Genomic DNA, 20,552 nt, shown 5'->3' with positions numbered 1-20,552 from the left:
CCGCAGGCTGAACGCGCTTGCGGAAACTCAGGCGAGCGAAGCCGGCTTTTTTCCTTGCCGCCCTTGGACAGACCAGTCCTAAAAGCTGCATCTGATATCTTGAAAACAGATCAGAGGTTGAAAGTCAAAACGGCAAGGGGAAAGCAGGCGGCGACCCGCTGATGAGCCGCCCCCCTGTCTCAGCCCGTAACTTCGCCAGACCCGCTTTCAGGCGGTTGCCTGCGCCAGGCCGTGGCGGTTTCCCTTCCTTGCTGCATTTCCTCTTCCAGTCTGTCAGTCAGCGCCCGAGCCAGCCGGACGAATTCCGGGTTCTGATGAGAGGGCACACCCGGTCGATAGGCCTCGGCAAGGGCGCGGACATGGGCCTTGTCGGATTCGACGAATTGCGCCGCCATTGCCTCGGCCTCTTCATGGGTGAAGCCGAGTGCCTCATATGCGGAACGCCCGGATCTGACGGCGCTGTCGAAGGTTTCGCGGATAATGTCATCGGCGCCGGCCTGATACAGCTCATAGGTGTGGATACGGTCGAATGAGCGGGCGACGATATGCACATATGGATAGTTGCGCTTGACGTATTGGACAAGCTCGGTGATCTGGTGCCTGTCATCAATGGCGACCACCAGCAGTTTTGCATTTTCAATGCCTGCGGCGCTGAGAAGATCCGGGCGGGTCGCGTCGCCGAAATAGACCTTGTTGCCAAAGGCACGCAGCATCTCAAGCTGCTTTTCGGAATAATCCAGCACGACGATCTGCTTGCCGATACTGCTCAGCATCCGGGCGATGATCCCGCCGAAACGGCCATGACCGGCAATGATGATCCGGGCGGGTTCTTCGATCATATCCGGCTCACGGCTTTCCTGCGCGGAGAATTTCGGAGCGATCACACGTTCGTAGAGAATGAACAGACCCGGCGTCAGCAGCATCGACAATGTGACGATCAGCAGAGCGATCTGTGCCACGCTGTGCGGGACGATTTCATTCGCGACTGTGAAGGACAGAAGCACGAAACCGAATTCTCCCGCCTGCGCCAGACCTAGGGAGAACAACCAGCGATGCGCTCCGGCCACACCGAAAAGACGGGCCAGAACCATCAGAACGGCGGCTTTCAGGATGATCAGGCCAAGCGTCAGGCCGATCACGGCAACAGCATTCGAGGCCAGCAATCCGAAATCGATACTGGCTCCGACGGTGATAAAGAACAGACCGAGCAGAAGACCCCGGAACGGGTCGATATCGCTTTCCAGCTCATGTCGGTATTCGCTGCTGGCAAGCACGACACCCGCCAGAAATGTGCCAAGCGCGGGCGAGAGGCCCACCAGTGACATCAGCAATGCGATCCCCACGACGATGGCCAGTGCGGCTGCGGTGAATAATTCCCGCAGATTTGCCATTGCGACAAAGCGGAATAATGGCCGGGTCAGGACGATACCGGCAAGGATAACGCATCCGATGGCGCCGATCGTCACAAGCGCGGTTTGCCAGGCATTCATCCCGGAAACAAGGCTCAGCCCGGCATCGCTGCTTTCAGAGGCATGTTCGGCGGCGGGGAGGCTGTCCATCAGCTCTGGCATCGCCAGCAGCGGAATGAAGGCAAGCATCGGGATAACGGCGATATCCTGAAACAGCAGCACCGAGAACGATGCCTGCCCGCCATCGGAACGCATCAGCCCTTTTTCATTCAGCGTTTGCAGGACGATTGCAGTTGATGACAGGGCAAAGACCAGCCCCAGAGCGACAGCAATGGTCCAGTACAACCCCAGCAGCATACAAGCTGCCGCAATCAGCCCGGCGGTCAGCACGACCTGAAGCCCGCCTAAACCAAGCAGGCGGCCTCTCATCGACCAGAGCAGCCTTGGTTCCAGCTCCAGCCCGACGAGGAACAACATCATGACGACGCCGAATTCCGCGAAATGCTGGATGGCGGTCACATCCACATGAAGCCAGCGAAGAATCGGTGAAATGACGATTCCCGCAACCAGATAGCCCAGAACCGAGCCCAGTCCGAAACGTGTCGCCAGCGGAACGGCGACCACTCCGGCAACAAGGAATATCGTGGCCAGAAGAAGAAACTCGGTCATTAAAAAAACTCCGACGAAATACGGACCGATCCGGATCGGCCGACAGGTTGGGTAAAAATTAGCGTGAGGAGGGGGCTTCTCCAATCCCTGAAAAGACGGACCCCTCGGCTTTCATATCTGGAGGCGGCTGGCAAGAAGATCGCCGGGATGCTCAGGCGACGCGCTGCCCTCGGACCCAGGTTTCGCGCAAGGCGGGGGTCTCGCCGATCATGCGGAACCGGATCAGATCGGCGCGTAACCCTGGGGCGATGCTGCCTCTGTCGGTCATGCCGACCGCTTGCGCGGGTGTGCCGGTCACGCAGGCAATGGCGCGTGGCAGATCGTCCCATATCCGCGCGAGCAACAGCGCCGCCGACAGCAGCGCCGATGGGACATAATCTGAACTCACGATATCCAGCAGACCGGCTCCGGCAAGATCGCTGGCCCGGACATTGCCGGAATGGGACCCGCCCCGGATCAGGTTCGGCGCACCCATGATGACCCTGATTCCGTTCTTCTTGCAGGCCTCAGCCGCTTCCAGAGTCGTCGGAAACTCTGCCAGCCTTATACCGTGACCGGCGGAATCAGAGACCTCATCCGGGGTGGAATCGTCATGACTTGCCAGAACGGCGCCAAGCTGCGCCGCAAGCGCCACCGCGCCTGTCTTGTGCCTTTCCCCGTTGCGCCGCGAAATATCGTGCAATTCGGCGAAATAGGACTGAATATCCTTGTCGTTCATATGCACCTTGCCGCGAAGATAGGTCTCAAGCGCGGCGGTGTCGCGAAACTGACGCTGGCCGGGTGTGTGATCCATCAGGCTGACAAGTCGCACACGGTCGGCCGGTCCGAACTGGCCCATTTCCTCCAGCAAGGTCTCAGAGCAGATCTCTGCCCGCAGATGCAGGGAATGGCTGATGCGCAGCGCATTGTCCGCGATCAGGGCAAGCAGCTCGGCCGCAAGGCTTCGCGCATAGGGCGAGTAATCCTTGCGTGCGGGGATCGAGCCGACCCGCATCGCGTCGAAAACGGTCGTGATCCCGCAGCCTGCCAGCTCGGCATCATGGGCGAGGATCGCAGAGGCATGCGGCCAGTCCACACTAGGGCGCGGAGTGATATGGCGTTCGAGATTATCCGTATGCAGCTCGACCAGACCGGGGGCGATATAGTCTCCGCCGCAGTCGATTGCACCGCGTGGTGCGCTGCCTTCGCTGATCTCCGAGATCTGGCCGTCCCGAATGACAAGATGGCCTTTTTGGATCCTGTCGGGCAGGATCAGCGCGGCATGGGCCAGTACGGTTTCTTGCATCAGCATATCCAGAGGTTGTCGGCAATGAGTCCCTATCGCAGATACGCCGTGTATTACACCCCATCACCGGGAGGATTTGCCGATTTCGGCGCAAGCTGGCTTGGGTGGGACCCGGTTTCCGGGCAAGAGGTCGCTCAGCCCGATCTGCCGGGGCTGGATCTGGCGGAAATTACGGAAACTCCACGCAAATACGGGTTTCACGCAACGCTGAAGCCGCCATTTCGGCTGGCGGATGATGCGACGCCGGAAAAGCTGCGCGACGCTGTGGCCATGCAGGCGCAGGAACTGAAACCCGTCTCGCTGCCCGGGCTGCGCCTTGAAAGAATCGGCCCGTTTCTTGCGCTGACCCCGCAAGGAGATACATCCGGGCTGCGTGATCTGGCTGATAAGCTGGTCAGATCTCTGGACCCCTTGCGGGCCGCGCTGACCGAACAGGAAATCGCTAAACGGAATCCCGAGAGATTAAGCGAACGGCAGCGTATCCTGCTGAAGCAATGGGGCTATCCCTATGTGATGGAAGAGTTCCGGTTTCACATAACCCTAAGCGGAGCGCTTGACGATGCGACGGCTTCAGCGGTCGAGAAGGTCCTGACGCCTCTGCCTGAAGCTGTTCCGCAGCCATTCACTCTGGACGCAATCAGCCTGATGGGAGGGGGCGCGGATGGTCGGTTCAGGCTGATCGAGGCATTCCCGCTATAACCACTTCTTCCAGCGCAGAAAAAGATAAGTGCCGGTGACCGTGGCCACCATCAGCCCGATTGCCCATTGATACCCGAAATCCCATTGAAGCTCGGGCATATCCTCGAAATTCATACCATAGGTCGATGCGATCAGCGTTGGCGGCAGGAACAGCGCTGCCAGCATCGACATGACGCGCATGATGTCGTTCTGCTGCAGATTGATCATCCCCATCGTCGTATCGACCGACAGGCTGACCCGTGAGGTCAGGAAATCCGTATGTTCCTGCAAAGCCTGAAGGTCGCGCTGATGCGCCCTGAGCACCGGCTTCAGCTTTGCGGTCTCGGACATCTTGCCCCGGGTCGCGGAATAGAATGTCAGCACCCGCTCAAGCGACAGCAACCCAAGCCGGACACGGGCGATCAGATCGGATTCCTGCCCGATACGCTGAAGCGTCTGTTGCAGCAGATCGCTGCTTTGCCGCCCCTGCTGATCGAACACGCCGCGCAAGGTGCTGTCGAGAACCGCGCCCGCTCCCTCCAGCAGGTCCGCCAGCCGCGCGATGACCTCTTCGATCAGGCCCAGAAACAGCCGGTCCGGACTGCGAATGCCGCTGGCGGAACGGTCCGCGCGGCAGGGGAAGGTTTCGAACGGGCGCGGTGCGTGGTGGCGAACGGTAATAAGCCGTTCCGGCGTCAGAATGAACGTGACCGGCCCCGAGACGGATTCGCCTGCAGGTGTCAGACCGGGCAGCATCGCAGTCATGTAATTGCTTTGACCGTCGACATAGAGCCGCGAGGAAATCTCGATCTCGGCCATGTCCTCAAGCGTGGGAATGCTGACGCCAAGATCCTGCACCGCCGCGATCTGTTCGGGCATTGGCCGGTAAAGATCTATCCATGCCGTGTCCGTCAGGCTGGCCCCATTCGGCAAAGCCTGCAACACATCGCCCCGGGTTTCGTAAGCACGCAACATTTCAGCGTCTCCGTGTTGCGTCATTTGGTGACCTCAGCGATCTTCGAGGTCAATACCTTTGGCACATGGTGGAAAGCCCGACGGGCAAGTGTTCGAGTGCAACAAGCCTGAGCTATCATAGTCGGAAAAGACCGCCTGTGAAGTCCGATGGTCTGGAATGGGGAACTCCTCTCCGTAAGAAAGTTAATTTCTGTCAACTGTATTTAAAGACAGGGTAATTTACGCAATTCGTGCAGCCCGAATCGACTGATCTTTGTTAAAATTATCTAGTGTAATGAGTGACCTAGGTAAAGTGGCGGCTGTGTCGCGAGGCACGGCCGCGGCTGCTCAGGACGCTCTGAGGTAAAGGGAAACCGTCTCGCATGGTCGCGTCCAACACACAGAATCATACGAAAAAGGACGCCCATACCGGGCGCCCCCTATCACGTTAGAACATGGCTGTTCAGCCGCGTTTCCGGAAAGTCAGGACTTGTCGCGGAAAAAGTCGTCAAGCTGATTGTCGGCTTCTTCCTTGGTCCAGCCGTACTTTTCCTGAAGCTTGCCCGACAGTTGATCTTTCTTGCCGGCGGCCTTGTCCAGATCATCATCGGTCAGGTCGCCCCATTTTTCCTTAACAGAGCCCTTGAGCTGTTGCCATTTACCTTCAATGACATCCCAGTTCATTATGCGTCCTCCAATTACCTATTAAGACGACCATATAACGCCTGTTAAATCCTCAGGTTCCGGAGCAGGGGCCGTTTTCCTGTCGCTCTCAGTCTACGCGATCGGGAACGGCGCGGCCTTCTTCGAATGCGACAAGGTTTTCAAGGGCGCGGCGGGCCATTGCGGTCCGGGTTTCCTCGACGGCTGTGCCGAGATGGGGCAGGATCACCGCATTATCCATTTCGCGCAGGCCGGGTGAGATCTGAGGTTCGTTCTCGAACACATCCAGCCCGGCGGCACGGATCCGGCCTGCCGACAAAGCCTCGACAAGCGCCGCCTCATCGATGATGTCTCCCCGCGCGATATTGATCAGCACACCGTCTGAACCGAGCCGATCCAGCGCCGATTTTCCGATCAGGTGATGAGTATCTGCGCCACCGGGTACTGCGATGATGACGAAATCGGACTGCTCCATCACCTCTTCGATGCTGGGAAGCTGATGCGCCCGGATATCCAGAGATGAGACGGCTGAGCGGTTGAAGAACACCACGCGCATGTCAAAGCCCAGATGAAGACGGCGTGCGATGCTCCGCCCGATCCGGCCCATGCCGATAATGCCGACGGTCTTGCCCGTCACCAGACTGCCCAGCATCTGCGTCGGATGCCAGCCTGTCCATTCTCCGCTTCGTGCCAGCCGGTTGCCTTCCGCAGCGCGCCGGGCTGTCATCAGCAGCAGGGTCACGGCCAGTTCAGCCGTCGCATCGGTCACGACATCGGGCGTGTTCGACACAACCACGCCAGTTTTCCGCGCGGCGTCCAGGTCGATATGGTTGTATCCCGCCCCGAAATTCGCCAGAATCCGGGTCCTGGGTATCGCGGCGCCGAAAGCCTCGGCTCGGAATGCATCGCCAAGCGTCGGCATGATCATGTCATAATCGGCGAGCGCGGCGGTCGCTTCCTCAAGCGTCAGCGGCACCACACTGTCGCGAAACGCTGCGTCGAACCGGGCAGAGATCGACGCTTCGGCGGCGGGCGTCATGCGTCTTGTTACCAATAGTTTCATCAGAACATCCTTCCTCCATCTGGCACCCTTGTTCCGGGGCCGATCAGCACGACCTCGCCGCCTTCGTCCGGCAGACCCAGCACCAGAACCTCGGACATGAATTTTCCGATCTGGCGCGGCGGGAAGTTTACCACGCCGAGCACCTGCCTGCCGATGAGGCTTTCGATATCATAATGCTTCGTGATCTGGGCAGAGCTTTTCCGCTCTCCGATCTCGGGGCCGAAATCCACCCACAGCTTGATCGCGGGCTTGCGTGCTTCGGGATAGGGTTCGGCGCGTATAACCGTTCCGACGCGAATATCGACTTTCTGAAAATCAGCATAATCGATGGTCATGCGCCCAACTCCTGCGAGCGTCGGGCGGCGGCTGCAACGGTGCGCCGCATCAGCGGAGGCAACCCGTTTTCCGCATCCATAAGCTGTTCCAGCCCCGCCGCTGTCGTGCCGCCGGGTGAGGTCACCGCTTCGCGCAGTTCAGAAGGAGCCGTGTCGTCATTCATGGCCAGAGCACCTGCGCCTGCAACGGTCGCGCGTGCCAGTTGCAGCGACAACGCCTTTGGCAGTCCTTCGGCAATGCCCGCCGCCGTCAGTGCCTCGATCATGTGGAAAACATATGCGGGACCAGAGCCGGACAGCGCTGTGACGGCATCCATCTGCCCTTCATCCGTCAGCCGGACGACATTTCCCACGACAGAGAGCAGGTTTTCCGCAAGGGCCATCTGCGCTTCTGTCGCCGCATCGCTTCCGATGATCGCGGTGATTCCCTGACCGATCGCGGCGGGCGTATTCGGCATCGCGCGGATGATGGCCACGCCCGGCAAGGCCCCGGAATAGGCGGCCAGCTTTACCCCTGCGGCGACGGACAGCACAAGTGTCTCCGGCCCGGCAGAGAGGTCGCTTAAGACCTCCTGCATCATCTGTGGCTTGACGGCCAGAACCAGAACCGCCGGATTGTCGGGCGGGGACTGGTTCAGCCGGATTCCCCGTTCTGCCCAATCGGGCTTTGCACCGGGATCAATCACGGTGACGGCCTCGGGCCGGATGCCGTTTGCCAGCCATCCGGTCAGCATCGCACCGCCCATGCGCCCGCAGCCGATCAGGGTCAGTCCGCGGCGGTTGATTTCGGAAAAATCCATTGCGTCCCCCTGTCTGACGGGGCCGCGTTGGAAAAGCCCCTGCCTATGCCCGTCCGTAGGCCGCTCCCATCGCGATGTCCATAGCGGCATCGGGGGTCGTATCGCCCCAGGCGACAAGCTGGAATGCGGGATATAACCGCTCGGCCTGCTCGACGGCGTTGCGGATCATGTGGTCGATCTGTTCGGCACCGGCGATGCACTCGCCCGCCAGCACAAGACCATAGCGCCAGACCATCATCCGCTGCGACGGCCAGAAGGTGAATGCGCCGTCCCAGACCTGATCATTCGCCATGTTCAGCGCCTCATACAGCGCAGGCATCCGTTCTGCCGGAGGGTCCATGTCGAAGGTGCAAATCAGGCGAAGCATTTCTTCGGGGCCCGACCATGCCAGCGTGATCGAGTAAGTCCGCCACTGGCCTTCTACGGCCATTGCGATCTGATCATCGGCGAGCCGGTCGAAATCCCATTCGTGATGGGTTGCGATGGTTTCAACGATATCGATGGGGTGGATTTCTTCGCTGTGGATGAAGCTGTCAGTCTGTGCCATGCCTGCCGTCCCTGCGTTATCGGCGGTGCGACCACCTTTTCTGGTGTAGGGGCACGATATAATGTGGTTCAGTCCGATGGCCCTACAAGCACAGGGTGATGGTTCGGGCGGCTGCTGTAAAGGAATTTTTCGTTAATTCGGCCATAATCTTGTGGATTAATTTATCCTGACTACCAGATAAACTGCGTCAGGACAGCCGCGCTCCGCTATCCGCCCTGAAAAGATGAATCGCGCCCTGGGCCGGGTTCAGGCGGAGCGTGTCCGAGATCCCGGAATCCGACGGCATGGTCACGGTCAGCGCATGGCCGCCCACCTTCCCGTGGACAAGCCGGGTCGCGCCGAGTTCCTCCACCGCCTCGACGGTCATCTCGATCACGCCATCTTCTGCCGGATGCAGATCCTCGGGGCGAATACCGATGGTTCCGGCATGAGCGCTTCCGGGCAGATGCGGAACGGCGCTGGCGGGGATGAGGTTCATGGCCGGGCTTCCGATGAAGCTGGCCACAAATGCCGAGGCGGGTTTGCGATAGACCTCAAGCGGCGTACCGATCTGTTCGACCTTTCCGGCGTTCAGCACGACAAGCCGGTCGGCCATCGTCATCGCCTCAAGCTGGTCATGCGTCACGTAAAGGCTGGTGGTGCGCAGACGTTTTTGCAACTCCTTGACCTCAAGCCGCATGGTCACCCGCAGCTTGGCATCCAGATTCGACAGAGGTTCGTCGAACAGGAAGGCCGCCGGTTCCCGGACAATCGCGCGGCCCATTGCAACGCGCTGCCGCTGCCCGCCCGACAATGCGCGGGGTTTACGGTCGAGAAAAGGACCGATCTGAAGGATTTCAGCGGCCTCATTCACCCGGCGGTCGATTTCAGCCCGTGGAGTGCGGCGGTTCTTCAGCCCGTATTCCAGATTCTTACGGACCGACATATGCGGATAAAGCGCGTAATTCTGGAACACCATCGCAATATCGCGCTCGGCCGGCTCGACCTCGTTCACCACCCGATCACCGATGCGGATCTCTCCATCGGTGATCGCCTCCAGCCCGGCAACCATGCGCAGCAGGGTGGATTTGCCGCAGCCCGAAGGCCCGACCAGCACGATGAATTCGCCGTCGGCGATGTCGATATTGACGCCCTCGACGGCGCGTGTGCCGCCTGGATAGACCTTGCCGACATTGCTCAGAGTGATGGATGACACGTTATTTCTCCGTCTCGATAAGACCTTTGACGAATAGTCGCTGCATGAAAATGACCACCGCGACGGGCGGCAGCATTGCCATAACAGCGGTCGCCATGACCAGATGCCACTGGGGCAGACCGTCTACCGCGTCGGCCATACGCTTGATGCCTGCAACGATGGTGTAATATTGCGCATCCGTGGTGATCAGCAGCGGCCAGAGATACTGGTTCCAGCCATAGATGAACAGGATCACGAAGAGCGCAGCGATATTCGTGCGCGACAGGGGCAGCAGGATATCGCGGAAGAATTTCATCGGGCCTGCGCCGTCGATGCGGGCGGCCTCGACCAGCTCATCGGGCATGGTCAGGAAAACCTGCCGGAACAGGAAGGTTGCGGTGGCGCTTGCGATCAGCGGGATTGAAAGCCCGGCATAGGAATTCAGCATCCCCAGATCCGCTACCACCTTGAAGGTCGGCACGATGCGCACCTCGACCGGCAGCATCAGCGTCACGAAGATGCACCAGAAGGCGAAATTGCGCAGCGGAAAGCGGAAATACACGATGGCGAAGGCCGACGTCACCGAGATCGCGATTTTCCCAAGCGCGATGGCAAGTGCCATGATCAGCGAGTTCAGCATCATCCGCCCGACCGGAGGCGTCCCGCTGGTGGACACACCGGTATCCAGCATTTGCGTGTAATTCTCGACCAGATAGGGGCCGGGCCACATCGGAATAATGCCCGAGCTGAAATCGGTCGCCGTATGGGTCGAGGCGACAAAGGCCACCCAGACCGGCAGAACCACAAGCGCCACGCCGAAGATCAGCACCAGATGGGTCAGGAAATTGAGAAAGGGCCGGTGCTCGATCATCAGTATTCGACCTTCTTTTCGATCCAGCGGAACTGGATCACGGTCAGTGCGATCACGATCATCATCAGGATCACAGATTGTGCACCCGAAGAGCCCATATTCTGGCCGACGAACCCGTCGAAATAGACCTTGTAGACCATGATATTCGTCGCCTGAGCCGGGCCGCCCTCGGTCGTTGAATCGATCACGGCGAAGGTTTCGAACATGGCGTAGACGATATTGACGACCATCAGGAAGAAGGTGGTGGGCGACAGAAGCGGGAAGGTGATGGTGAAGAAGCGTTTCACCGGGCCTGCACCGTCGATTGCCGCCGCTTCGCGCAGGCTGCCGGGGATGGCCTGAAGCCCGGCCACGAAGAACAGGAAATTATAGCTGATCTGTTTCCACGCGCTTGCAATCACCACAAGCGCCATCGCCTGATCCGGGTTGGTGATGTGGTTCCAGTCATAGCCGAACTGCTCCAGCACATAGGGCAGGATGCCGATGGTGGGATTGAAGATGAACCACCACAATATCCCGGCCACCGCAGGTGCCACCGCATAGGGCCAGACCAGCAGCGTCGTATAGGCGCGGGCCGACCGGATGGTGCGGTCCACTGCGACGGCAAGCAGCAGGGACAGACCCATCGACAGCACCGTAACCGCGACGGCGAAGACGACCGTGACCTGAATCGAGTTCAGATATTCCGCGCTTTGCCACAGACGTTCGTAATTCTCGAACCAGACAAAGGTTGACCGGATGCCGAACGCGTCTTCGCGCAGAAAGCTCTGCCAGACAGCTTGCGCGGCGGGCCAGATGAAAAAGATGAATGTAATGGCAAGCTGAGGAGCCAGCAAAAGCCAGGGAAGCAACTGGTTGCTGAAAATGGTGCGCTTCATCATATGGCCGGATAGCTGGAAAAGGACAAAGGGCCGCGCATGGCACGGCCCTTTGTCTTACGTTATTACTGGCTCTGAGCTTCGAACTCTTCAAGCTGCGCGTTGCCGCGCTCGACCAGCGAATCCAGTGCTTCCTGAGCGGTCTTGGAACCGGACAGCATCGCCTCGAATTCTTCGTCGATGATGCCACGGATCTGCACATAATTGCCGAAACGCAGACCTTTCGAATTCTCGGTCGGTTCGTTCAGCGTGATCTGACGCAGGCCGGTATCGGCACCGGGGTTCTCTTCGAAGAAGCTCGCCATTTCTTCGCCAGCCGCTTCGGTGATCGGCAGATAGCCCGAGAAAGAGGCCCAGTCGGCCTGAACTTCGGGGCTGGACAGATAGGTGAAGAACTCGGCTGCCGCCTTGTATTCCTCATCCGGGCGACCGGACAGAACCCACAGCGTCGCGCCGCCGATGATCGAGTTCTGCGGCGCACCCTCGATATCTTCGTAATAGGGCAGCATGCCGAAGCCGACCTCGAAATCGGTCGCATTGGCCAGAACCCCGGCGCGGCTGGCCGAGCTGTTCATGATCATCGCGCATTCCTGCGTGTAGAACATCGGCGGAGCGTTGTCGCCGCCAACCGGGCCGCCATATTTGAAGACGCCTTCATCGGCCAGACGCTTGAGGTTCCCCCAGTGCTGGACCTGAGCCGGGCCGTTCAGGGTCAGGCGGGCCGAGGGGCCGCCGAAGCCGTTCTGCTCGGTGCCGATCGGCTGATTATGCCAGGCGCTGAAATTCTCGGTCTGGATCCAGCTGACCCAGCCGGTGGTGAAGCCGCATTCCGCCGCACCAGATTCCATGATCTGCTTCGAGAACTCTTCCATCTGCGCCCAGGTTTCGGGCGGCTGTTCGGGGTCCAGACCGGCTTTCTCGAACACGTCCTTGTTGTAATACAGGATCGGGGTCGAGCTGTTGAACGGCATGGACAGCATGTTGCCGTCAGTATCGGTGTAATAGCCTACGACGGCGGACAGATAGGCGCTCGGATCGAAATTCTGTTCCTGCTCTTCCATCAGTTGATAGACCGGAACAATAGCGCCTTCGGCAGCCATCATCGTGCCGGTGCCGACTTCGAACACCTGAACGATGGCGGGCTGTTCATTCGCGCGGAATGCCGCGATCGCAGCCGTCATCGTTTCCGGATAGGTCCCCTTGTAAGAGGGCACAACGGTGTATTCATCCTGGCTGTCATTGAAGCCTTGCACGATTTCTTCCAGCTTCGCGCCGAGCTCGCCGCCCATTGCGTGCCACCACTGGATCTCAGTCTGGGCATTCGCCGCGGTCAGGGATGCCAGCAGCGCAGTGGCCGAGGCGGTAAAGATGCGGGTCATTTCATTTGTCCTTCCTGTTGAGGCGAGGTCTGCGTAGAGCCGCTTCGTGAATGGTTAATGTCGATTTTATGACAGAAATGTGACAGATTTCTTCGACAGGTCAAGTTTGCCATGAAAAGGGCGGCAGGATTGCTCCGCCGCCCGTCCATTTTTTACGTTCGAGAATAATCTCAGGCTGTACTGCCACCGAAAAGAGACTTGATGCCAGCAATCAGCGGAACGATTGTCGCATTGGCCGCCGGCACGATGACATATTCCGACAGCGGGATCAGAAGCAGACCCCAGATCAGGCCCAGAATACCGTCGAAAAATGCCGTGACGAACCATGAGACGATCCCGGCGGCCTGAGGAAGCATCGCGGCTGCGGCCTTGGACTGGTTGCTGATCCATTCATAGGGCGCGTGCCAGCCCATTTCGTGCAGGCCGTGAACGATAATATTCCCGCCGACCCAGATCATCGCAGCCGTGCCGATAATCGTCAGCAGCTTCATGAAACCGGGCATGAATTTCACGATGCCGCGCCCTAACGCCGCCAGCAATCCGCTGTTATTCTTCGCAAGCGAAACGCCAACATCGTCGGCTTTCACGATCAGTGCGACAGAACCGTAAACGATCACGGTAATGGCCAGAGCGACCACGAACAGAACGCCGGCCTCCATGCCGAACTTGGCCGCTCCGACCAGAGTGCCACCCGCCATCAGCGCCGTGACTTCGTTCAGCGCGATGGTCATGATCTCGGCAGACAGGATGAAATCGGTCTTGATCGCGCCCGCGACCTTGGTTTCCTCCAGCTTGGCAGGATCGCCCTTGCCGCCTTCGTAATTATCGTGCTTGTCGCCCTCGGGCGAAATCGCGTGATAGACTTTCTCGGCGCCCTCGAAACACAAATAAGACCCGCCGAGCATCAGCAGCGGAGAGATCAGCCAGGGCGCAAAAGCCGACAGCAGCAGCGCGATGGGCAGCAGGATCACCACCTTGTTGAAGATCGAGCCCTTTGCGATCTTCCAGATGATCGGCAATTCCCGGTTGGCGTCGAAGCCGTGGACATATTTCGGTGTCACCGCCGCGTCGTCAATCACTGCGCCTGCCGCCTTGGCCCCGGCCTTGGCCGCCATGCCGGTAATGTCGTCAACGGACGCTGCCGCCACCTTGGCGATTCCGGCCACGTCATCGAGAAGCGCGATCAATCCTGCCATCTGAAAATCCCTTCCTGCTGCGCAAGCATAATAGCGTCAGACCGCGAAGGTTCCATCACGGCTGGCGATATGCGGCTGCACCGGCTTGCACCGGGCGCGGGAATCCTTCATCACACAAGCGACACAAAGAAAAGGGCAAGATCATGGCGGATCTGGACGCAAACGCAAAACCGACCGAGGAAATCGACCTGCGCGAGGTGTTTGGGCTGGACAGCGACATGAAGGTCAAGGGCTTTGCCGAGCGTACCGAGCGTGTGCCTGATATCGACAGCACATATAAATTCGATCCCGATACGACTTTGGCGATCCTGGCGGGTTTCGCCTATAATCGCCGGGTGATGATCCAGGGCTATCACGGCACCGGCAAATCCACCCATATCGAGCAGGTGGCCGCGCGGCTGAACTGGCCCTGTGTGCGGGTGAACCTCGACAGCCATGTCAGCCGGATCGATCTGATCGGGAAGGATGCGATCAAGCTGGTCGATGGCAAGCAGGTCACCGTGTTCCACGAAGGTATCCTGCCCTGGGCGCTGCGCAACCAGACCGCCATCGTCTTCGACGAATACGATGCGGGCCGGGCCGATGTGATGTTCGTGATCCAGCGTGTGCTGGAGGCTGACGGCAAGCTGACCCTTCTGGACCAGAATGAGGTCATCACGCCCAACCCCTATTTCCGCCTGTTCGCGACGGCAAACACGGTGGGTCTTGGCGACACGACCGGTCTTTATCACGGCACCCAGCAGATCAATCAGGGCCAGATGGACCGCTGGTCTCTGGTCTCGACCCTGAATTATCTGTCCCACGATGCCGAGGCCGCCATCGTTCTGGCGAAAAACCCGAACTATAATAATGAGAAGGGCCGCGACGTGGTCTCGAAAATGGTCACGCTGGCGGATCTGACGCGGACGGCCTTCATGCAGGGCGATCTGTCCACGGTCATGTCTCCGCGTACGGTGATTTCATGGGCGCAGAATGCGCGGATCTTCGACAATGTCGGCTATGCGTTCCGTCTGACCTTCCTGAACAAATGCGATGAGCTGGAACGCCAGACCGTGGCCGAATTCTATCAGCGCCTGTTTGATGAGGAACTGCCGGAAAGCGTGGTGGCGAAGGCTGGGTGATGAGCAAGAAGCGGCTAATTTTAAATGACATGCCAGATGAGCAATACGCTTTGATCGGTCGGGCTATACGTTCCTTTTCTGCCATCGAACATGAGCTCGGACGCGCAATAATTGCATTACTTGGTGGCCCGGTAGCTATTGAAGCAAATCCTGATTTAGATAAGCGAGCCAAAAATATACTCAAAAATATGCTTGCTGGCCGCCTTTCAGAGTTCGTTAATCTTTTAAAGCAAGCTCGTCCTGATCTGAATGACTGGGCCGACGATTTTCAGGCGAAGCTTGAAGACGGCATAAAGCTTCGGAATGCATTTGTACACGGCACATGGGAATCGACACCCGATAACAAGATGCGCCTAACCTTCTATCCTCGTGATGCTTTCACAAAGAATGAACCACCTAAATGTTGGGAATTTTCTGTGCGCCAAATGCAGGAAATTGATAGCCAAAATCTTTGTAACCTGCAACTTTTAGTAAAAAATTTTGCGCCGATTGTGTGAGCAATGAAACCCAATGACAACCCCGCCGATCCGTTCAAGAAAGCCTTGACAGAGGCGACGCGTGCGCTTGCCGATGATGCCGAGCTGAACGTGACCTATACCGCCGATCCTTCGGGGCTGGCGGGGGATACGATGCGGTTACCTCAGATCAGCCGCCGGATGACGCGGGATGAGATCGTGCAGGCGCGGGGAACTGCTGACGCACTTGCGATGCGTGTCCGGCATCACGACGCGGCGACCCATGTGCATTATGCCCCGGCCGGACCGCTTGCCCGCGAAATCTATGAGGCCGTGGAGACTGCGCGGGTCGAGGCGGTGGGGGCGCGTGAAATGCCCGGCGCTCTGTCGAATATCGATGCGAAGATGGGGGCCGAGGCGCAGCGGCGCGGCTATGCGCAGGCCAAGCAGCCTGCGGATGTGCCTCTGCCGGTCGCTGCTGGCTATCTTCTGCGAGAGGCGATGACCGGGCGCGAATTGCCTCCGGGCGCGAAGGAGGCCGCCGATCTGTGGCGTCCTTTCGTCAGCCAGCAGGCCGCTCATGTGCTGGACGCGGCACGGCGGGCTGCTCCGGATCAGGCGGAATTCGCGCGACTGTCCCGCAGGCTGATCGAAGATTTGGGCTATGGCGACCAGCTTGGCGACGATCCGGATCAGGAACCCGAAGACGACGCCAGCGAAGAGGCGGAACCCGATCCCGAAGCAGGCGATAATCAGGCCCGCGATCAGGATGACAGCGAGGATTCCGAAGCCTCGCCCGAGCGTAGTCAGGAACGGACGCAGGACGAAAGACAGGCGCAGGTCAGCCTTGACGATTCCTCGGAAGAGGAATTCGCCGAGGACAGCGAAATGCCCGATGGCGAAATGCCTGAGGAATTGCCGCCCCCTGTCAGCGAGGCATCGGCGGAATACAAGGTCTACACGCAGGCATTCGACGAAGAAATCCGCGCCGAGGAACTGGCCGAGGCCGCCGAGCTGGAACGGCTGCGGGCCTATCTGGACAAGCAGCTTGATCCTCTGCGCGGCGCTGTCTCGCGTCTGGCGAATAAATTGCAGCGGCGGTTGCAGGCGCAGCAGAACCGAAGCTGGGAGTTCGACAAGGAAGAGGGCGTACTGGATGCGGGCCGTCTGGCGCGGGTGGTGGCGAACCCGACCACGCCGCTTTCCTTCAAGGTCGAGCAGGATACCGAGTTCCGGGATACGGTCGTTACTTTGCTGATCGACAATTCCGGTTCCATGCGGGGCCGTCCGATCTCTATCGCGGCGATCTGTGCGGATGTTCTGGCCCGGACGCTGGAACGGTGCAGCGTCAAGGTCGAGATTCTGGGTTTTACCACCCGCGCCTGGAAAGGTGGCCAAAGCCGTGAGGCATGGCTGAAGGATAACCGCCCGGCGACGCCCGGACGGCTGAACGATCTGCGCCATATCATCTATAAATCCGCCGATGCTCCCTGGCGGCGGGTCCGGCCCAATCTCGGGCTAATGATGAAGGAGGGGTTGCTGAAGGAAAATATCGACGGAGAGGCGCTTGAATGGGCGCATCGGCGTCTGGTCAGGCGCAGCGAGGCGCGGAAAATCCTGATGGTGATCTCGGACGGTGCGCCGGTGGACGATTCGACGCTTTCGGTGAATCCGGCGAATTATCTGGAAAAACATCTGCGTGACGTGATCGCGATGGTGGAAAAGCGGCGGCAGGTCGAGTTGCTGGCCATCGGGATCGGCCATGACGTGACGCGCTACTATGAGCGCGCGGTCACGATCACCGATGCGGAACAGCTTGGCGGGGCGATGACCGAACAGCTTGCCGCTTTGTTCGATAACGATCCGCGCAAACGGGTGCGGGTCATGGGAATAAGCCAGATGAGACGCGCATGACCATGTTCCAGAATTTCGAAACCACAAGCGACGTATCGCAGGGTGGCCCGCGACTGGAGGCATTGCGCAAGGCGATGGCAGCAGAGGGGCTGGATGCGTTCATGGTGCCTCGGGCCGATGCGCATCAGGGCGAATATGTGGCCGATGCGGATGCACGTCTGCGTTGGCTGACGGGATTTTCCGGCAGTGCCGGGCAGGCCATCGTGACGGCGGACCGGGCAGCGGTGTTTGTCGATGGGCGCTATCGTGTGCAGGTTCGGGAACAGGTCGATCTTGCTCATTTCTCGCCGGTGAATTTCCCGGAAACGCGTCCTGCGACCTGGCTGCGTGAGGCGCTGCCCGATGGGGGGTGCGTCGGTTTCGATCCCTGGCTGCATACGCATCGCGAGATCAGCGAATTGCGCGAGAAGCTTGAGGCGGAAAATATCGCCTTTGTGCCGGTCGATAACTTTGTAGATCGCATCTGGCCGGATCGTCCTGCGCCGCCTGCGGGACAGGTCCGGATCCATGATGAGGCGATTGCGGGCGCGACCTCTGCCGAAAAACGGGACCGGATCGCCGAGTCGCTGCGTCAGAACGGGCAGTCCGTCGCGGTTCTGACATTGGCGGATTCTATCGCTTGGCTGCTGAATATACGCGGTGCCGATCTGCCGCATAATCCGGTCGTGCTCGGTTTCGCCACAATTGGTTCCGATGGTGCCGTACAGCTTTTCGCCGACCCGAAGAAATTCGATAGCAGCATCCGGCAGAAGCTCGGGAATGAGGTTGCGATCATCCAGCCCGATGGCTTCGTCGCAGCGCTTGCCAGCCTGTCCGGCCCGGTGCGGCTTGATCCCGGCTCTGCGCCGGAAGCCGTGTTCAGCATATTGAAGGAACAGGGGACCGAGGTCATCCTTGCCGATGATCCCGTCATCCTGCCCAAAGCCCGCAAGAATCCGGCAGAGATACAGGGTATGCGCGACGCGCATCTTGCCGATGGTGCGGTGATGGCGCGGTTTCTGTGCTGGCTTGACGCGAATGCTCCCGGCGATCTGACGGAAATCGAAGTGGTGACCAGGCTGGAAGAGATGCGTCGACAGGCCGGGGTGCTCGATATCAGCTTTGAGACGATTTGCGGCGTGGGGGAGCATGCGGCATTGCCGCATTACCGGGTCTCGACCGAAAGCAATGCGCAGCTTGAGGATGGCAAGGTCCTGCTGGTTGATTCCGGCGGGCAATATCCCAACGGAACCACGGACATCACCCGGACCGTCGGCATTGGCGATGTGGGCGACGACGTGCGGCTTGCCTTTACGCTGGTTCTGCAGGGGATGATCAACCTGTCGCGGCTGCGTTTCCCGAAAGGGCTCTCGGGGCGCGATATCGACCCGATTGCGCGGGCTGCGTTGTGGTCGGTGGGGATGGATTTCGACCACGGCACCGGCCACGGAGTCGGTGCGGCGCTGTGCGTGCATGAAGGTCCGGCGCGGATCAGCCGCGTTTCGGAAATTCCGCTGGAAACCGGGATGATCCTGTCCAATGAGCCGGGATATTATCGGGAAGGCGCGTTTGGTATCCGGACTGAGAACCTGCTGGCTGTCATCCCTGCGGACAGCCCGGATGGGCGGGACATGCTCGGCTTCGAAACGCTCAACTTTACGCCGGTTGACCGGAAAATGATCCTTGACGGGATGCTTTCTCCGGCCGAGCGCGACTGGCTGAATGCATATCACGCGCAGGTTCTGGCGAAAATCGGGCCTCTGGTCGATGAGGACACGAGGACCTGGCTTGAAAAGGCAACGGCGCCGCTGTGAGCGGCGCCGTCTTTGTTGTCTTAGAGATGTTGGCTTTGTCCTAGATCATCCAGAGGATACCGCCGATGATCACCCCGGTGATCAGCAGCAACACAACGCAGAATCCCATAATGTCACGCGCCTTCAGCCCGGCGATGCCAAGCATGGGCAGCGCCCAGAAAGGTTGCAGAAGGTTGGTCCAGGCATCGCCCCATGCCACGCCCATGATGACCTTGCTGACATCCGCGCCAAGAGCCTCGGCAGCAGGCAGCATGATCGGTGCCTGCACCGCCCATTGACCGCCGCCCGAAGGCACGAAGATATTGACGATGCCGGCGGCAATAAAGCTCCAGAACGGCAGGGTCTGATCGGTTGAGATGGACACGAACCACTCTGACATGGTTGCGGCCAGCCCGGTGCCGGTCATGATCGCCATGATGCCCGCATAGAAGGGGAACTGGATCACGATCCCCGCGCCGCCTTTCACCGCGTCGTCAAGCGCCGCCAGCAGGCTGCGAGCCGTACCGTGCAGGGTCAGGCCGATGAACAGGAATGCGAAATTGACCACATTCAGGTTCAAACCGCCGCCACCAAAGAAATGCAGGACCAGCCAGATGATACCCGGAATACCGACCAGCCACATCAGGATGCGGGAGTTTTCCATGCGCTGCGCAGGTGTGGCATTCTCGGGAAGAGGCGGAAGCGCCTCATCATTGCCCAGAACCTTCGGATCCACGAGAACGGTTTCATCCTCGCTCGGCATCATCATCCGGTTCGCGATTGGCAGGGCAATCACCACGGCAATCACGATCAGCAGGTTCCACGACGCGAAAATAGTCTCGGATGTCGGGATGATGCCTATCTGATCAGCAGTGAAATGGCCTTCGGTTGCGACCGTCAGCGGGATCGAGCCGGAGATCCCGCCATGCCAGATCACGAAGCCCGAATAGGCCGAGGCAACCAGCAGACGGTAATCGACCCGCACCTGTTTCGCCAGCTCACGAGCGAAGATCGCGCCGACAACCAGACCGAAACCCCAGTTGATCCAGCTTGCCGCCAGCGACACCAGAGTCACCATGATGATCGCCATTCCGCCCGATTTGGCCTGCGCGGCCAGGGCGGTCAGCAGTTTCTTGACCGGCGGTGACGATGCCAGAATATAGCCGGTGACAAGCACAAGCAGCATCTGCATCGAAAAGCTGAGCAAGGCCCAGAAGCCATCGCCCCACATCCGGATCATATCGACCGGACTGCTGCGCTGGATGCCCATCGCCGCAAGCATCGCGATAATTGTAAGTACAAGCACAAAGATGAATGCGTCAGGCAGCCGTCTTTCCATCAGCCTTATGGCTGGACGTGACAGTATTCTCAGCATTTAGTACCTCCCTT

The 20,552-nt window shown here is 59.4% G+C and carries 19 protein-coding genes; 5 read left to right on the top strand and 14 right to left on the bottom strand.

The window, feature by feature from the left end; translation table 11 throughout:
• Nucleotides 1-179: 179 nt before the first annotated feature.
• Entirely contained in the window at nucleotides 180-2,078 is a 1,899-nt protein-coding gene (locus tag PAE61_RS13800; RefSeq protein ID WP_271112954.1) for a monovalent cation:proton antiporter-2 (CPA2) family protein, read from the bottom strand.
• 151 nt (nucleotides 2,079-2,229) lie between these two features.
• Nucleotides 2,230-3,363 (bottom strand): alpha-D-ribose 1-methylphosphonate 5-triphosphate diphosphatase, encoded by a 1,134-nt coding sequence (locus PAE61_RS13795; protein WP_271112953.1) that lies wholly within the window; start codon nucleotides 3,361-3,363, stop codon nucleotides 2,230-2,232.
• Between the two features lie 24 nt (nucleotides 3,364-3,387).
• Here PAE61_RS13795 and PAE61_RS13790 point away from each other — a divergent pair, with 24 nt between their 5' ends.
• Nucleotides 3,388-4,062, top strand: coding sequence for a DUF1045 domain-containing protein (locus PAE61_RS13790; protein WP_271112952.1), 675 nt, complete (start codon nucleotides 3,388-3,390; stop codon nucleotides 4,060-4,062).
• Here the strand turns inward: PAE61_RS13790 and PAE61_RS13785 are convergent.
• From PAE61_RS13785 to PAE61_RS13735, 11 genes are all read right to left on the bottom strand, one after another.
• Nucleotides 4,057-5,016 carry a magnesium transporter CorA family protein gene (locus tag PAE61_RS13785; RefSeq protein ID WP_271112951.1) on the bottom strand — a complete coding sequence of 320 codons (960 nt, stop codon included), beginning with the start codon at nucleotides 5,014-5,016 and terminating at the stop codon, nucleotides 4,057-4,059. The genes PAE61_RS13790 and PAE61_RS13785 overlap by 6 nt on opposite strands.
• 462 nt (nucleotides 5,017-5,478) lie before the next feature.
• Nucleotides 5,479-5,679 carry a CsbD family protein gene (locus PAE61_RS13780; RefSeq protein WP_271112950.1) on the bottom strand — a complete coding sequence of 67 codons (201 nt, stop codon included), beginning with the start codon at nucleotides 5,677-5,679 and terminating at the stop codon, nucleotides 5,479-5,481.
• Between the two features lie 88 nt (nucleotides 5,680-5,767).
• Nucleotides 5,768-6,721 carry a 2-hydroxyacid dehydrogenase gene (locus PAE61_RS13775; RefSeq protein WP_271112949.1) on the bottom strand — a complete coding sequence of 318 codons (954 nt, stop codon included), beginning with the start codon at nucleotides 6,719-6,721 and terminating at the stop codon, nucleotides 5,768-5,770.
• Entirely contained in the window at nucleotides 6,721-7,056 is a 336-nt protein-coding gene (locus PAE61_RS13770) for a tRNA-binding protein (protein ID WP_271112948.1), read from the bottom strand. The genes PAE61_RS13775 and PAE61_RS13770 overlap by 1 nt, the downstream gene beginning before the upstream one ends.
• Nucleotides 7,053-7,856, bottom strand: a complete 804-nt coding sequence (gene proC, locus PAE61_RS13765) for a pyrroline-5-carboxylate reductase (protein WP_271112947.1) — start codon at nucleotides 7,854-7,856, stop codon at nucleotides 7,053-7,055. The genes PAE61_RS13770 and proC overlap by 4 nt, the downstream gene beginning before the upstream one ends.
• A 43-nt stretch (nucleotides 7,857-7,899) precedes the next feature.
• Nucleotides 7,900-8,403 carry a type III secretion system chaperone family protein gene (locus tag PAE61_RS13760; RefSeq protein ID WP_271112946.1) on the bottom strand — a complete coding sequence of 168 codons (504 nt, stop codon included), beginning with the start codon at nucleotides 8,401-8,403 and terminating at the stop codon, nucleotides 7,900-7,902.
• Between the two features lie 187 nt (nucleotides 8,404-8,590).
• Nucleotides 8,591-9,598, bottom strand: coding sequence for a sn-glycerol-3-phosphate import ATP-binding protein UgpC (locus PAE61_RS13755; protein WP_271112945.1), 1,008 nt, complete (start codon nucleotides 9,596-9,598; stop codon nucleotides 8,591-8,593).
• A gap of 1 nt (nucleotide 9,599) precedes the next feature.
• Nucleotides 9,600-10,448, bottom strand: a complete 849-nt coding sequence (gene ugpE / locus PAE61_RS13750; RefSeq protein ID WP_271112944.1) for a sn-glycerol-3-phosphate ABC transporter permease UgpE — start codon at nucleotides 10,446-10,448, stop codon at nucleotides 9,600-9,602.
• The gene (ugpA, locus tag PAE61_RS13745; RefSeq protein WP_271112943.1) at nucleotides 10,448-11,329 is read right to left on the bottom strand and encodes a sn-glycerol-3-phosphate ABC transporter permease UgpA; all 882 of its coding nucleotides are present in this window, start codon (nucleotides 11,327-11,329) and stop codon (nucleotides 10,448-10,450) included. The genes ugpE and ugpA overlap by 1 nt, the downstream gene beginning before the upstream one ends.
• A gap of 62 nt (nucleotides 11,330-11,391) precedes the next feature.
• A complete protein-coding gene (gene ugpB / locus PAE61_RS13740; RefSeq protein ID WP_271112942.1) occupies nucleotides 11,392-12,705 on the bottom strand; it encodes a sn-glycerol-3-phosphate ABC transporter substrate-binding protein UgpB in 1,314 nt (437 codons plus the stop codon).
• Nucleotides 12,706-12,875: 170 nt separating this feature from the next.
• Complete coding sequence (locus PAE61_RS13735; RefSeq protein WP_271112941.1) at nucleotides 12,876-13,901, bottom strand: DUF808 domain-containing protein; 1,026 nt, start codon at nucleotides 13,899-13,901, stop codon at nucleotides 12,876-12,878.
• 143 nt (nucleotides 13,902-14,044) lie between these two features.
• On the opposite strand from PAE61_RS13735, the gene cobS reads away from it, so the two are divergent.
• From cobS to PAE61_RS13715, 4 genes are read left to right on the top strand one after another with little or no spacing between them, the layout of a single operon-like run.
• Nucleotides 14,045-15,022, top strand: a complete 978-nt coding sequence (gene cobS / locus PAE61_RS13730) for a cobaltochelatase subunit CobS (protein ID WP_271112940.1) — start codon at nucleotides 14,045-14,047, stop codon at nucleotides 15,020-15,022.
• The gene (locus PAE61_RS13725; RefSeq protein ID WP_271112939.1) at nucleotides 15,022-15,519 is read left to right on the top strand and encodes a hypothetical protein; all 498 of its coding nucleotides are present in this window, start codon (nucleotides 15,022-15,024) and stop codon (nucleotides 15,517-15,519) included. Before cobS ends, PAE61_RS13725 begins: the two co-directional genes overlap by 1 nt.
• A 3-nt stretch (nucleotides 15,520-15,522) precedes the next feature.
• Nucleotides 15,523-17,391 (top strand): cobaltochelatase subunit CobT, encoded by a 1,869-nt coding sequence (cobT, locus tag PAE61_RS13720; RefSeq protein WP_271112938.1) that lies wholly within the window; start codon nucleotides 15,523-15,525, stop codon nucleotides 17,389-17,391.
• 2 nt (nucleotides 17,392-17,393) lie between these two features.
• Nucleotides 17,394-19,184, top strand: coding sequence for an aminopeptidase P family protein (locus PAE61_RS13715; protein WP_271115163.1), 1,791 nt, complete (start codon nucleotides 17,394-17,396; stop codon nucleotides 19,182-19,184).
• 40 nt (nucleotides 19,185-19,224) lie between these two features.
• Here the strand turns inward: PAE61_RS13715 and PAE61_RS13710 are convergent, their stop codons facing one another.
• Nucleotides 19,225-20,538, bottom strand: coding sequence for a short-chain fatty acid transporter (locus tag PAE61_RS13710; protein WP_271112937.1), 1,314 nt, complete (start codon nucleotides 20,536-20,538; stop codon nucleotides 19,225-19,227).
• Nucleotides 20,539-20,552 lie beyond the last annotated feature (14 nt).

It is taken from the genome of Paracoccus aerodenitrificans, assembly GCF_027913215.1.
GTDB lineage: Bacteria > Pseudomonadota > Alphaproteobacteria > Rhodobacterales > Rhodobacteraceae > Paracoccus > Paracoccus aerodenitrificans.
Note: the sequence above shows the minus strand (reverse complement) of the source record. Positions and strands in the feature narration are given on the sequence as shown.